This is a genomic window from Pseudomonas sp. TE21394, assembly GCF_054057835.1.
Map to the genome: position 1 here is coordinate 4,636,665 of NZ_JBSRZR010000001.1, position 13,112 is coordinate 4,649,776.

Here is a 13,112-nt window from a genome sequence, read left to right on the forward strand (position 1 = left end):
AGGTAGCGGTTACCCACAATATCGAGGGGCACAAGACCCCGCTTGTCGTGTAGACCATCAGGAGAAGTTATTGATGAAAACCCGTCTAGCAGCTTCGCTGGCCGCTGCGGTGCTGGCGTTTGCCGGGGCCAACCTGGCCCAGGCAGCGCAGGTGTCCGGCGCCATTGGCGCCACTGGCCAAGGCGACATGACCTACCGTATCGGCCTGTCGTTCGACTGGGACAAGAAATGGCTGGAAAGCAGCACCGGCTACGTGAGCGGCTATTGGGATGCCGCCTACACCTACTGGGAAGGCGGTGAGGCCAGTGGCGCCCATTCGCTGTCGTTCAGCCCGGTATTCACCTACGAATTCAGCGGGTTCAGCTACACCCCGTACATCGAGGCCGGTATTGGCCTGGCGGCGTTTTCCAAGACCGACGTCGGCGACCAGCGCCTGGGCTCGGCATTCAACTTCGAAGACCGCATCGGCTTTGGCCTGAAGTTGCCCGGGGAGCAGAAGGTCGGGATCCGCGCGATGCATTACTCCAATGCCGGGCTCAAGCAGCCTAACGATGGGATCGAGTCGTACTCGCTGTTCTACAGCAAAGGTTTCTGAGACCGGGGGCCGCTTAGCGGCCCCGGCGATTCAGAAGGTATAGGAAACGCCAGCCTGCACCGTCCGTGGTGCTCCCGGGTAGACGTAGTTGTTGAACGCTCCTTCGTCATAACCTTTGTTGAACAGGTTCTTCACATCCAGATTAAGCCGCACGTGTTCGTTGACCTTGTAGAAGCTCAACAGGTCGACCACGCTGTAGCTTTCCATGGTGTAGGTGCTGGCAGCTGTCTGCCCGGCCCGGTCATCCACGTACTTCACGCCGACGCCCAACCCCAACCCCTTGGCCGGGCCATCCTGGAACTCGTAGGTATTCAGCAGGCTGAAGCTGTTGCGCGGGATATTGGCCAGGTGGGTGCCCTTGGGCAGCGTCGTGTCCTCGGTCACTTCGGCGTCCACGTAGGCATAGCCCCCGATCATCCGCCATTCAGGGGTGAGGTTGCCGGCGATGTTGATATCCAGGCCACGGCTGCGCACTTCACCGGCGGCGATCTTGTAGGTACCGGTGGGGTCGTTCGGGTCGTTGGCCAGTACGTTTTCCTTGACGATGTGGTAGATCGCCGCGTCGACGCTCAGTTGCCGATCGAGCGCCTCCCATTTCACACCCAGTTCGTAGGACTTGCCTTTCTCCGGGTCGAAGCCACCGCTGCCGTTGCCGGCGGGCGTGCCAGTGTTGGGTTTGAACGAACGGGCGGTGTTGGCGTACACCGCGACGGTATCGGTCAGATCGTAGATCACGCCGAAGCGCGGCGTGACGCCGTTTTCGGCCTTGCTGAAGTCGCGGTTCGCCGGCAGCTTGTCGTCGTAATCATGCTCGAAACGCTCGAAGCGAACCCCGGCGAGCACTTTCAGCCGCTCGGTGAGGGCCACCTGGTCCTGGATGAATGCAGCCCAGGTCTTGAGGTTTTCCTTGTCGTGGGTAGTGATGCGGGTCAGAGCTGGGCGGGGCTGGCCCAGAACCGGGTCGAAGAGGTCGATCGGATAGGCGCCGGCACCGCTGGCGGAGCGTTGAATGATTGAGTTGTAGTCGTAGTCCTCGTACTCGATACCTGTCAGCAGGGTATGGCTGAAGCCGCCAGTGTCGAAATGGCCCGTGAGGTTGAGTTGGTAGTCGCGGTCGGTCCACTCCAGCTTGCGGTAGTTGAAGTTGCGCCCCAGTGTACGACCATCGGCCTGCAATGCGTTGGCCTCCACGGCGTTGCCCTTGAGCGAGCCGTCGAGCCACTGCATGCCGCCGCCCAGTGTCCAGTTGTCATTGAGCAGGTGCTCGAAACGCAGCTGGGCCATGTTGTTGTCGTTGTGCAGCAGGTTGTCGCTGCCTTTTTCCCAGATGTTGGTGTCGCGCGAGGCAGTACCGAGCTGGCCGGGCAAGCGGGTCAGGCCACGGTCCAGCGGGTGATTGTTGCGCATGAAGTCGCCTTCGAAGACGATCTTCGTAGTGTCATTGACTTGCCAACTGAGCACCGGCGCAACGTCATAGCGCTCGCTTTCCACGTCGTCGCGGAAGCTGTCGCCTCCTTCACCCAGCAGGTTGAGGCGGTAGGCCAGCGAGCCATCCTGGTTCAGCGGCCCGGTAGCGTCCAGGGTGGCACGGTGCATGCCCTGGTCATCGAACTGGCTGCCCAGGGTAACCTTCGACTCCGGCAGCGGCTGCTTGCTGACCACATTGAAGGTACCGCCGGGATCACCGCGGCCATACAGGCTGCTGGCCGGGCCACGGATCACCTCCAGGCGTTCGACGGTATTGGCGTCCGGGGCGTTGGGGTAACCGCGGTTGATCGGGAAGCCGTTGCGGTAGAACTCGCCGGTGGTAAAACCGCGCACGGTGAAGGTGGTCAGCCCCTGACCACCGAAATTGTTGGCACGCCCGACACCGCCGGCGTAGTCCAGGCCGTCCTGCAGACGTGTGGCGCCCGTGTCTTGCAGGACATCCTTGGGCACCACGCTGACCGATTGTGGGGTTTCGTGCAGCGCGGTGTCGGTGCGGGTGGCGCTGGCCGAGCGGGTGGCCTTGTAGCCCTCCACCGGGCCATCGGCACGTTCGCTGTCGGCACTGCTGGTAATACTCAGCGCCTGCAGTTCGATCTGGGACGGCGTGCCGAGCGGTTCTGGCTCGGCAAAGGCCAACGGGGAGACGGCATGAAGCACACAAAGCGAAACGAACGTGCGACGCATCGACGGGACGATCCTGAGGTAGGGCGCTGAAGGTAGGGAGCTGAAACGAGGCAAAACTACTACGAATCATTATCAAATGCATTATTTTTATATGGCACTGGTGTACCAGATACCGGGCGGGTCAATCGGCGCTGGCGCTTTCGCGAGCACGCCCGCTCCTGCAAGTCCATCACAGCTCATGGCATTTGTGACGAACCTGTGGGGGCGGGCGCGAACAGGCTGGTTCAGGCAGGCCGGCACTCAGCGGACCGCCTTGATTGCCAGCACATTGCACAGCGGGTGCTCCAGCACATGCGCCGTGGTCCCGCCCAGGAAGGTCTGCAGGGCGTCGTGCCGGTGGCTGCCCATCACGATTACATCTGCCCGGCTGTGGCCGACGAACTGGGCAATGGCCTTGATTGCAGAGCCTTCCAGGAAGTGCCGACGCTCCAGCGGGATCTGATGGTGGTCGCCCAGGCGGTTGAACGCCGCTCGCTGGGCGGTCCGCAGGTTGCCATCGAAGCCGGGCATGGTGACCGTGCCGGCGCCGAAGTCGGCAATGTGGGTCCTGGCCGCATCGCACACATGCAGCAGGTGCAGTTCGGCGTTGCACTGCAGGGCCAGCGCATGGGCACAGTGGATCACCTGCTCGTCTAGGTGCTCGCCGGCACCGTGGCTGTTCAGGTCCACTGCGGCAGCGATCTGCCGGGGCAGGGGCAGGCGGATATCGCTGACCAGGTGCACGGCCACCGGGCTGTCCTTGAGCAACTGCCAGTCCAGTGGCGTCACCAGCAGGCGCTTGAGCACGGGTTCGTGCTGCACGTCCTTGATCAGCAGGTCGCACCCCAGGCGTTCGACCCGTTCCAGCACGCTGCCCAATGGATCACGAGTGAGCAGCAACTCGGTGGACACATCCAGGCCGGCGTTGGCCAGTTGTTCGGCTTCGTCCGCCAGCCACTGGCGGTTGTCACTGAGCAGCCGTTCGCGTTCGCGGCTATCGCTCATCAGGCCGAAGGTGTCGACGTCGTCGACGAACACATTGATGTCCAGCAAGGCCCCGTTGGATTCCGCCAACGCCGCCGCGCGCTGCAGCGCCGGCGTGTGACGCATCTGCGGGCCGAGCATGACGAACAGACGCTTGAACTGGCTCATCGCACACCTCCACGTGTGGCAGCCCCCCGGGTGATCTGGTCATGTTCAGTCTAGACCGGTGCAGCGTACAGCGGGGCGATGTGTCGGGTATGATGCGTGCCCCATCTTTGTCACGAGGCCTGTCCCATGTCCCTGAGTGCTGCACAGATCGGCGAGTACCGCGCCTTTGCCGAGCAGTTGGCCGATGCTGCCGCTGAAGCGATCAAGCCCTACTTTCGCGCCAGCCTGGATGTCGAGGACAAGGGCGGGCGTTTGTACGACCCGGTGACCGTGGCCGACAAGGCGGCCGAAGATGCCATGCGCGCGCTGATCCAGGCCCGTTACCCCGAGCATGGCATTCTCGGCGAGGAAGCCGGTGTGGCGGTTGGCAGCAGCCCGCTGACCTGGGTACTCGACCCGATCGATGGCACCCGCGCCTTCATCACCGGCCTGCCGCTATGGGGCACACTGATTGCCCTTAACGACGGCACGCAGCCGCTGGTCGGGGTGATGAACCAGCCATTCACCGGCGAGCGCTTCGTCGGCACGCCGGAAGGTGCCTGGCGCAACGGTACGCCGTTGAACACCCGTGCCTGCAGTGGCCTGGCCTCGGCCACGCTGATGTGCACCACCCCGGACATGTTCGACACCGCTGAACGCAAGGCTGCATTCGAGGCGGTTGCCGGCAAGGCGCGGCTGTTGCGCTACGGCGGCGATTGCTATGCCTATTGCATGCTGGCCAGCGGGTTTGTCGACGTGATCGTCGAGGCCAGCCTGCAGCCGTATGACGTCCAGGCGCTGATGCCGATCATCGAAGGGGCGGGTGGGGTGATCACCGCGTGGGATGGCAGCAGCGCGCAGCAGGGTGGGTGCGTGGTGGCTTGCGGTGACCCGGCGCTGCATGCGCAGATGGTGGAGATGCTGCGCCACGCCATGTAGGCGATGTGTTGCAACGGCTTGTCACTGCACTTTTTCCCCTTTCCGGGCTCTATGCTTGGCCAGGCTGCGCCGATCCCCGGTGCAGCCGCCGAATATCGACCCGGTGCCGATGGTTGCAAGCAATACCCACATTCTCGCGCGCCTGCTGCTTGCCGGTGCCGTCACCTGCCTGTGCGCCTGCACCCAGGACCAGGGCCGTGACATGCTCGACCAGTTCAGTCAAGGCAAGCCCAGCGAGTTGTTCCAGACCAGCGTCGACCGCATGGCCACGCTGTCCATGCGCGACAACCTGCAGAGCCTGTACCTGCTGATGAACAAGCTGTACCTGCGCAACCCCAGCCAGTGGAAGCTGTCCGGGTACGTGGATGCAGCCACTGCCGAGCGGCAGATCCGCATCGCCATCGAACAACGCCAGCCACTGCCGCAACTGGGCCAGCGCCGCGACCTGGCGGCCTTGAGCTATGCCCTGAGCCCCGAGTTTCGCGGCGATCGGGTAGGCGCGTTCATCTACGCCATCGGCGGCATGCTGATCACCGCGCATGGCGGTCGTACCGAGTTCTACATGACCGATACGATCGACCCGCTGTTCGTCAACAACGCTGCACGCAATATCGAAAAGGCTACCTGGATGCTGAGCCAGCGGCAGGATGCCAATGGCGAGCTGTTACTGTTCTCCAATGAAATCTCCGAGGAAGGCAGCAACCTCAGCTTTGCCGTGGAGTTCGGCAAGATCGTGGCACGCCTGGATTTGCTTGCCGAGTTGCTGGATGAGCGCTACCGGCGGATTGGTCTGAATTATGCCCAGAGCCTTTTGTTGATGAACTTTCTGCCTGTGCAATGAAAGGCGGCCGAGAAAAAGCGTTCGATAACCGAACACCTGTGGGCAGCAAACTGTGCGCCAATCGCCCAGCCATTCGCGCCGCTGCATTGCCCACCCCCGGCCATTTTGCTTAAGTGAGCCGATGTACCGGTTGTCGCTTGCCCGCGCGTCCGCCAACCGGCTCGATAGACTGGCCGTGACAGCCGCAACCACAGTCCAACGGGCCGTAGCACGCGGCGAACAGAACAACAACGATACCGAGTGTCTTGCCTATGGAAAGCCGCCTGCTGAGCGAGCGTAGTAGCGTGTTTCATCACGCCGACCCTTATGCTGTGTCCGATTATGTCAACCAGCATGTCGGCCAGCATTGCATCGGCCTGTCCCACACTACCCATCCGCAAGCCAGCCTCAGCCATCGCAAGTTTGCCGAACTCGACCTGTGCCGCATCAGCTACGGTGGCAGCGTGCGGGTCACCTCGCCAGCGCTGGAAACCATCTACCACCTGCAGGTACTGCTCAATGGCAACTGCCTGTGGCGCGGGCCCAAGCGTGAGCAGCACCTGGTGCCAGGCGAGTTGCTGCTGATCAACCCGGATGACCCGGTCGACCTGACCTATTCGCAAGACTGCGAGAAATTCATTCTCAAGGTGCCGTCCCGGCTGCTCGAGTCGATCTGTGACGAACAGCGCTGGCATCGGCCCGATGGCGGCGTACGCTTCCTGCGCAACCACTACCGGCTGGAAGAGCTGGACGGCTTCGTCAACCTGCTGGCGATGGTTTGCCATGAAGCGGAAGTCACTGATTCGCTGCCAAGGGTGCAGGGCCATTACAGCCAGATCGTCGCCAGCAAGCTGTTGACGCTGATGAGCACCAATATCCGCCGCGAGTGCCTGGGTTCAACTGGTGCAAGCCTGGAACGCATCCTCGACTATATCGAACGCAACCTGAAGCTCGAGCTTTGCGCCGAAGCGTTGGCCGAGCAGGCATGCATGAGCCTGCGCTCGTTGTATGCACTGTTCGACCGCCACCTGGGCACCACGCCCAAGCAGTATGTACGCCAACGCAAGCTGGCACAGGTGCATGCCTGCCTGGGCGATGCCAGTTGCAGCGTGCGCAGCGTGACCGAACTGGCCATGGACTATGGCTTCCTGCACCTGGGGCGGTTTTCCGAGGTGTATCGGCAGCAGTTTGGCGAGCTGCCCTCGGAGACCTTGCGCAATCGGCGCTGAGCCACCACTACAACCTGCACAAAATGGATAGTACCGCGCACAAAGCGGATATTGCCGCCGCCTACCAGTCCCTAACCTGACCAGGTCCAAACAATAACAAGGGAGACCCTGGCCATGTCACTGGGATTCGACTACCTCAATGCCTTGCTCGAGGACGACCGTGAAAAGGGCATCTACCGCTGCAAGCGCGAGATGTTCACCGACCCACGCCTGTTCGATCTGGAGATGAAACACATCTTCGAGGGCAACTGGATCTACCTGGCCCACGAAAGCCAGATCCCCGAGAACAACGACTTCCTCACCCTGACCATGGGGCGCCAGCCGATCTTCATCGCGCGCAACAAGGACGGTGAGCTGAATGCCTTCCTCAACGCCTGCAGCCACCGTGGCGCCATGCTCTGCCGGCACAAGCGCGGCAACCGCTCCAGCTACACCTGCCCGTTCCACGGCTGGACTTTCAATAACAGCGGCAAGCTGTTGAAAGTGAAGGACCCAGGCAACGCTGGCTACCCCGACAGCTTCAACTGCGATGGCTCCCACGACCTGACCAGGGTGGCGCGCTTCGAGTCGTACCGGGGCTTTCTGTTCGGCAGCCTGAAAGCCGAGGTCAAACCGCTGGTTGAACACCTGGGCGAGTCGGCCAAGATCATCGACATGATTGTCGACCAGTCGCCACAAGGCCTGGAAGTGCTGCGTGGGGCCAGTTCGTATATCTACGAAGGCAACTGGAAACTCACCGCGGAAAACGGTGCCGACGGCTACCACGTCAGTTCCGTGCACTGGAACTATGCCGCCACCCAGAACCAGCGCAAGCAGCGCGAAGCCGGCGAGGAGATCAAGACCATGAGCGCCGGTGCCTGGGCCAAGCAGGGCGGTGGTTTCTATTCTTTCGACCATGGCCACCTGCTGCTGTGGACCCGCTGGGCCAACCCGGAAGATCGCCCGGCCTATGAGCGCCGTGCACAGCTGGCGGCCGACTTCGGTCAGGCGCGTGCCGACTGGATGATCGAGAACTCGCGCAACCTGTGCCTGTACCCGAACGTGTACCTGATGGACCAGTTCAGCTCGCAGATCCGCATCGCCCGGCCTATTTCGGTGAACAGGACCGAAATCACCATCTATTGCATTGCACCGAAAGGCGAGAGCGCCGATGCCCGCGCCAAGCGCATTCGCCAGTACGAAGACTTCTTCAATGTCAGCGGCATGGCCACCCCGGACGACCTCGAAGAGTTCCGCTCGTGCCAGACCGGCTACGGCGGCGGCAGTGGCTGGAACGACATGTCCCGTGGGGCTGCACACTGGGTGCAAGGCGCCGACGAGGCGGCCAGGGAGATCGAGCTCAAGCCGCTGTTGTCTGGCGTGCGCACCGAGGACGAAGGCCTGTTCGTGCTGCAGCACAAGTATTGGCAGGACACCATGATCCAGGCCTTGAAGGACGAACAGCAACTGATCCCCGTGGAGGCCGTGCAATGAGCCTGTATGACACCGTGCGCGACTTCCTCTACCGCGAGGCGCGCTACCTGGACGATGCCCAGTGGGACCGGTGGCTGGAGCTGTACGCCAGCGATGCCACCTTCTGGATGCCGAGCTGGGACGATGACGACACCCTGACCGAAGACCCGCAAAGCGAAATCTCGCTGATCTGGTATGGCAACCGCGGCGGCCTGGAAGACCGCGTGTTCCGCATCAAGACCGAGCGGTCCAGCGCGACCGTGCCCGACACCCGCACCTCGCACAACATCAGCAACATCGAGATCGTCGGGCAGGCAGAGGGGCTATGCCAGGTGCGCTTCAACTGGCACACCCTGAGCTTTCGCTACAAGACCACCGACAGTTACTTCGGCAGCAGTTTCTACACCCTCGACCTGCGCGGCGAGCAGCCGCTGATCAAGGCCAAGAAGGTGGTGCTGAAGAACGACTACGTGCGCCAGGTCATCGACATCTACCACATCTGAACCAGGGTTTTTGCCAGTGCTGCCCGGTGCGTCCTGCGATGCGCCGTGGCCCGGCTCGCCCCGCGAGGTGCAACATGAGCTACCAGATCGCATTGAATTTCGAAGACGGGGTAACCCGCTTCATCGAAGCCAGCGGCCATGAAAGCGTGGCCGACGCTGCCTACCGTCAGGGCATCAACATTCCGCTGGACTGCCGCGACGGCGCCTGCGGTACCTGCAAGTGCAAGGCCGAGTCCGGGCGTTACGAGCAGGGCGACAACTTCATCGAAGACGCCCTGAGCGACGACGAAATCGCCGACGGCTACGTGCTGACCTGCCAGATGCGCGCCGCAAGCGACTGCGTGATCCGCATTCCAGCCTCGTCGCAGCTGTGCAAGACCGAGCAGGCCTGTTTCGAGGCCGCGATCAGCGACCTGCGCCAGCTGTCGGCCAGCACCATTGCCCTGTCACTCAGGGGGGAGGCTCTCAGCCGCCTGGCTTTCCTGCCCGGCCAGTACGTCAACCTCATGGTGCCGGGCAGCGGGCAGAGCCGCGCCTATTCGTTCAGCTCGTTGCAGAAGGATGGTGAGGTCAGCTTCCTGATCCGCAACGTGCCGGGCGGGCTGATGAGCAGCTTCCTGAGCAACCTGGCCAAGATCGGCGACAGCATGACCCTGACCGGGCCACTGGGCAGCTTCTACCTGCGGCCGATCCAGCGCCCGCTGCTGTTGCTGGCCGGCGGCACCGGTCTGGCACCGTTCACGGCAATGCTGGAGAAGATCGCCGAGCAGGGCAGCGCGCACCCGTTGCACCTGATCTACGGGGTGACCAACGACTTCGACCTGGTCGAGCTCGACCGCCTGCAGGCCTTGGCGGCGCGCATACCCAACTTCACCTTCAGCGCCTGCGTGGCCAACCCCGACAGCCAATACCCACGCAAGGGTTACGTGACCCAGCACATCGAGCCGCACCACCTCAACGATGGCGATGTCGACGTGTACCTGTGCGGCCCGCCGCCGATGGTCGAGGCGGTGAGCCAGTACGTGCGTGAGCAGGGAATCACCCCGACGAACTTCTACTACGAGAAGTTCGCGGCGGCGGCCTGATCCCTTTTATTCCGAACATTACACCGCCCCCTGTGGGAGCGGGTTCACCCGCGAAGAGGCCAGCAGATACAGCGGCTTTGGGATGTCTTCGCGGGTAAACCCGCCCCCCACAGGGACTGCGGGCAGGCGGAGATGTGCAAGATGAACGACAGATTCCAAGGCAAGGTCGCCCTGGTCACCGGCGCCGCCCAGGGCATCGGCCGGGGCGTGTGCTGGCGGCTCAAGGCCGAAGGCGCGCAAGTGGTCGCGGTAGACCGCTCCGAGCTGGTCCACGAACTGGCCGGCGAGGGTATGCTCACCCTCACTGCCGACCTCGAACAGCATGCCGACTGCGCGCGGGTCATGGCCAGCGCGGTGGCTGCCTTCGGCCGCCTCGACATCCTGGTAAACAACGTCGGCGGCACCATCTGGGCCAAGCCTTTCGAACACTACCAGGTGGAGCAGATCGAAGCCGAAGTGCGCCGCTCGCTGTTCCCCACGCTGTGGTGCTGCCACGCCGCCTTGCCCTACATGCTCGAGCGTGGCAGCGGCGCCATCGTCAATGTCTCGTCGATCGCCACCCGTGGCATCAACCGTGTGCCGTACGGGGCAGCCAAGGGCGGCGTCAACGCGCTCACCGCCTGCCTGGCGTTCGAGACGGCCGGTCGCGGCATCCGCGTCAACGCCACTGCGCCCGGCGGCACTGAAGCGCCACCGCGGCGCGTGCCGCGCAACAGCGCCGAACAGACCGAGCAGGAAAAGCGCTGGTACCAGCAGATCGTCGAACAGACCCTCGACAGTAGCCTGATGCACCGCTACGGCAGCATCGACGAGCAGGTGGGCGCAATTCTGTTCCTCGCTTCCGACGAGGCCTCGTACATCACCGGCGTGACGTTGCCGGTGGGGGGAGGCGACCTCGGCTGAGCGGTTGTACGGGCATACACGTCAATGGTTCTGGACAGGAACCCGGCAAGGCCGCTCCTGCACCAAACCGGTGTACGCGTTTTGTGAGAGGGGAATTGCGCCTCGCGGCTGGATGGAGGTAGCTTTCGCAAACCGACCCTTCAGGAATGCCACCCTTGGACTCAATCACCCAAGCCGTTCTCGGCGCCGCCCTGCAAGGTACCGTGCTTGGCCGCATCCAGGGCCGTCGTTCGCTAGTGTATGGTGCGGCGCTGGCCACGCTGCCCGACCTCGACGTGATCATCCGCTACGCCGACCCGGTGTCGCAGATGACCTACCACCGCGGCTTTTCCCACTCGCTGTTCGTGCTCAGCGGGCTGGCCTTGTTGCTGGCCTGGCTGGTCGGCAGGTGCTGGCCCGGCAAAGGCTATACCTTGCCCAGGCTGTTCCTGGCATTCTGGCTGGTGCTGGTCACCCACCCAGTGCTGGATGCTTTCACGGTCTACGGCACCCAATTGTTCTGGCCGTTGCAGACCACCCCGCTGAGCTGGGCAGCGGTATTCATCATCGACCCGGTCTACACCCTGCCGCTGCTGGCAGCAGTGATCTATGCAAGCATCCGGGGGGTGACGGCCAAGGCGGCGCGGTGGCTGAGCCTGGCCCTGCTGTTCAGCACCGCCTACCTGGGTTTCGGCCTGGCCGGGCGCATGGCCGCCGAGCAGCGCTTCGAGGCAGCGCTCGACCAGCAAGGCATTGTCGTAAGCGAGGTGCGTGCGGTGCCTATCGCGTTCAACAGCCTGGTCTGGCGCGTGCTGGCCAAGACCCCGGACGGCGGTTACTACGAAGGCATCAGCAGCATGTTCGACCGGCAGGCTCCGGAAATGCAGCGTTTGCCGCGTAACCTTGAACTGGCCGGAGCGCTCGCCGACCATCCTTTGCACCAACGCTTGCGCTGGTTCACCGATGACTGGCTGCGTTACGACCAGGTCGGCGATGCGCTGGTGGTTACCGACCTGCGCATGGGGATACCCGGCAACTATACGTTCCGCTTCAGCATGGCTCATCGCGACAGCCGGGGACGCTGGATTGCCGATGCCCCATCGCTGTGGCAGGGCGCCGGGCCGGGGTCGATGTTCAATGGCGATGACCTGGTGCTGATCTGGCGACGTATCGTCGAACAGCAACCGCCGTTGCCGCTGGCTGCCTGGACCGACCGTTACCTGGGGGGCCGTACGGCCGAACACTGAGCTGGACCCGGCTGGCCTCCTCGCGGGCATGACCCACGCAGAGGCCAGCACAGGAGGGTCAGCTGCGGGCCAACCGCCCACTCACATAATGCGCCACATCATTGAACCCCGGCGTCGACGCATGCCCGGGGGTTACCAGCGAATCGATGAAGGCTTCATCCTCGGCAGTGATCTGCACCGCCAGGGCGCCGCCATAGGTATCCCACTGTTCTTCCGTCCGCGGCCCGACGATCGCCGAGCTGACCAGCCGGTTGTTCAGTACCCAGGCAATCGCAAACTCGACCATGCCCACGCCCTTTGCCTGCACATAGGCCTGGATCTGTCGGGCAATGGCCAGCGACTCCTGGCGCCACTCCACCTCCATGATGCGCTTGTCCTGGCGCCCGGCACGGCTGCCAGTGGCCGGTGCGGCGCCCGGTGCGTACTTGCCGCTGAGCACGCCACGCGCCAGCGGGCTGTACGGCACCACGCCCAGGCCATGGGCGGCGGCAGCTGTCAGTTGCTCGGCTTCTGCCTGGCGATTGACGATGTTGTACAGCGGCTGGCTGATCACCGGCCTGGGAACACCCAGGCGCTCGGCAATGTGGCACACCTGGGCGATACGCCAGCCGCGGAAGTTGGATACGCCCCAATAGCGGATCTTGCCCTGGCGCAGCAGGTCGCCGATGGCCTGCACGCTTTCCTCCAGCGGCACCTGGTGGTCTTCGCGGTGCAGGTAGTAGATGTCCAGGTAGTCCATGTCCATGCGCGTCAAGGTGGCGTGCAGGGCGTTGAAGATGTGCTTGCGCGACAGCCCGCTGCGGTTGGGCAGGCCATCGGCCGGGCCGAAGCCGACCTTGCTGGCGACGATCCAGTCCTGGCGTTGGCGGGCGACCGCTTCGCCGACGATTTCTTCCGAGCGCCCGGCGTTGTAGACGTCGGCTGTGTCGATGAAGTTGATGCCCTGGTCCCAGGCCTTGTCGATGATGCGCAAGGCGTCCTCGGTGCGGGTCTGTTCGCCGAACATCATGCTGCCCAAGGTCAGGGCGGAAACCTGCAGGCCACTATGGCCGAGGCGGCGGTAGATCATGCGCGTGGT

At 63.3% G+C, this 13,112-nt stretch carries 12 protein-coding genes; 9 read left to right on the forward strand and 3 right to left on the reverse strand.

From position 1 onward, the window contains the following. Window positions 1-73 precede the first annotated feature (73 nt). Window positions 74-595: an acyloxyacyl hydrolase gene (locus ACVWZT_RS21305; protein WP_296233504.1), complete on the forward strand. Its 522-nt coding sequence runs from the start codon at window positions 74-76 to the stop codon at window positions 593-595. Window positions 596-625: 30 nt separating this feature from the next. Here ACVWZT_RS21305 and ACVWZT_RS21310 read toward each other — a convergent pair whose 3' ends face one another. After that, window positions 626-2,767, reverse strand: a complete 2,142-nt coding sequence (locus ACVWZT_RS21310) for a TonB-dependent siderophore receptor (protein WP_457471218.1) — start codon at window positions 2,765-2,767, stop codon at window positions 626-628. Window positions 2,768-3,007: 240 nt separating this feature from the next. Then, the gene (locus ACVWZT_RS21315; RefSeq protein WP_296233502.1) at window positions 3,008-3,898 is read right to left on the reverse strand and encodes a universal stress protein; all 891 of its coding nucleotides are present in this window, start codon (window positions 3,896-3,898) and stop codon (window positions 3,008-3,010) included. A gap of 126 nt (window positions 3,899-4,024) precedes the next feature. Between ACVWZT_RS21315 and hisN the strand changes: the two genes are divergently transcribed. The 8 genes from hisN to ACVWZT_RS21355 all read left to right on the forward strand — a co-directional run bounded on the left by hisN (window position 4,025) and on the right by ACVWZT_RS21355 (window position 12,034). Beyond that, on the forward strand, window positions 4,025-4,816 hold the full coding sequence (hisN, locus tag ACVWZT_RS21320) for a histidinol-phosphatase (protein ID WP_457471220.1): 792 nt from the start codon (window positions 4,025-4,027) through the stop codon (window positions 4,814-4,816). Between the two features lie 109 nt (window positions 4,817-4,925). After that, complete coding sequence (locus ACVWZT_RS21325) at window positions 4,926-5,657, forward strand: hypothetical protein (RefSeq protein WP_457472130.1); 732 nt, start codon at window positions 4,926-4,928, stop codon at window positions 5,655-5,657. A gap of 251 nt (window positions 5,658-5,908) precedes the next feature. Then, window positions 5,909-6,865, forward strand: coding sequence for an AraC family transcriptional regulator (locus ACVWZT_RS21330; RefSeq protein ID WP_457471222.1), 957 nt, complete (start codon window positions 5,909-5,911; stop codon window positions 6,863-6,865). 114 nt (window positions 6,866-6,979) lie between these two features. Then, window positions 6,980-8,338, forward strand: a complete 1,359-nt coding sequence (benA, locus tag ACVWZT_RS21335; RefSeq protein WP_457471224.1) for a benzoate 1,2-dioxygenase large subunit — start codon at window positions 6,980-6,982, stop codon at window positions 8,336-8,338. Continuing rightward, complete coding sequence (benB, locus tag ACVWZT_RS21340) at window positions 8,335-8,820, forward strand: benzoate 1,2-dioxygenase small subunit (RefSeq protein WP_457471226.1); 486 nt, start codon at window positions 8,335-8,337, stop codon at window positions 8,818-8,820. The genes benA and benB overlap by 4 nt, the downstream gene beginning before the upstream one ends. Window positions 8,821-8,894: 74 nt before the next feature. Further along, the gene (gene benC, locus ACVWZT_RS21345; protein ID WP_457471227.1) at window positions 8,895-9,905 is read left to right on the forward strand and encodes a benzoate 1,2-dioxygenase electron transfer component BenC; all 1,011 of its coding nucleotides are present in this window, start codon (window positions 8,895-8,897) and stop codon (window positions 9,903-9,905) included. Window positions 9,906-10,046: 141 nt separating this feature from the next. After that, window positions 10,047-10,808 (forward strand): 1,6-dihydroxycyclohexa-2,4-diene-1-carboxylate dehydrogenase, encoded by a 762-nt coding sequence (locus ACVWZT_RS21350; protein ID WP_296233492.1) that lies wholly within the window; start codon window positions 10,047-10,049, stop codon window positions 10,806-10,808. A 155-nt stretch (window positions 10,809-10,963) separates the two neighbouring features. After that, window positions 10,964-12,034: a metal-dependent hydrolase gene (locus ACVWZT_RS21355; RefSeq protein ID WP_457471230.1), complete on the forward strand. Its 1,071-nt coding sequence runs from the start codon at window positions 10,964-10,966 to the stop codon at window positions 12,032-12,034. 58 nt (window positions 12,035-12,092) lie between these two features. Here the strand turns inward: ACVWZT_RS21355 and ACVWZT_RS21360 are convergent, their stop codons facing one another. Beyond that, window positions 12,093-13,103, reverse strand: a complete 1,011-nt coding sequence (locus tag ACVWZT_RS21360; protein WP_457471231.1) for an aldo/keto reductase — start codon at window positions 13,101-13,103, stop codon at window positions 12,093-12,095. Between the last annotated feature and the right edge of the window lie 9 nt (window positions 13,104-13,112).

Excerpts from the sequence above, each read along its gene's own strand:
- ACVWZT_RS21325 (WP_457472130.1), top strand. The coding sequence starts at position 4,926 with ATGGTTGCAAGCAATACCCACATTCTCGCGCGCCTGCTGCTTGCCGGT.
- ACVWZT_RS21305 (WP_296233504.1), top strand. The coding sequence starts at position 74 with ATGAAAACCCGTCTAGCAGCTTCGCTGGCCGCTGCGGTGCTGGCGTTT.
- hisN (WP_457471220.1), top strand. The coding sequence starts at position 4,025 with ATGTCCCTGAGTGCTGCACAGATCGGCGAGTACCGCGCCTTTGCCGAG.
- benB (WP_457471226.1), top strand. The coding sequence starts at position 8,335 with ATGAGCCTGTATGACACCGTGCGCGACTTCCTCTACCGCGAGGCGCGC.
- ACVWZT_RS21360 (WP_457471231.1), bottom strand. The coding sequence starts at position 13,103 with ATGATCTACCGCCGCCTCGGCCATAGTGGCCTGCAGGTTTCCGCCCTG.
- ACVWZT_RS21315 (WP_296233502.1), bottom strand. The coding sequence starts at position 3,898 with ATGAGCCAGTTCAAGCGTCTGTTCGTCATGCTCGGCCCGCAGATGCGT.
- ACVWZT_RS21350 (WP_296233492.1), top strand. The coding sequence starts at position 10,047 with ATGAACGACAGATTCCAAGGCAAGGTCGCCCTGGTCACCGGCGCCGCC.
- benC (WP_457471227.1), top strand. The coding sequence starts at position 8,895 with ATGAGCTACCAGATCGCATTGAATTTCGAAGACGGGGTAACCCGCTTC.
- ACVWZT_RS21310 (WP_457471218.1), bottom strand. The coding sequence starts at position 2,767 with ATGCGTCGCACGTTCGTTTCGCTTTGTGTGCTTCATGCCGTCTCCCCG.
- ACVWZT_RS21330 (WP_457471222.1), top strand. The coding sequence starts at position 5,909 with ATGGAAAGCCGCCTGCTGAGCGAGCGTAGTAGCGTGTTTCATCACGCC.
- benA (WP_457471224.1), top strand. The coding sequence starts at position 6,980 with ATGTCACTGGGATTCGACTACCTCAATGCCTTGCTCGAGGACGACCGT.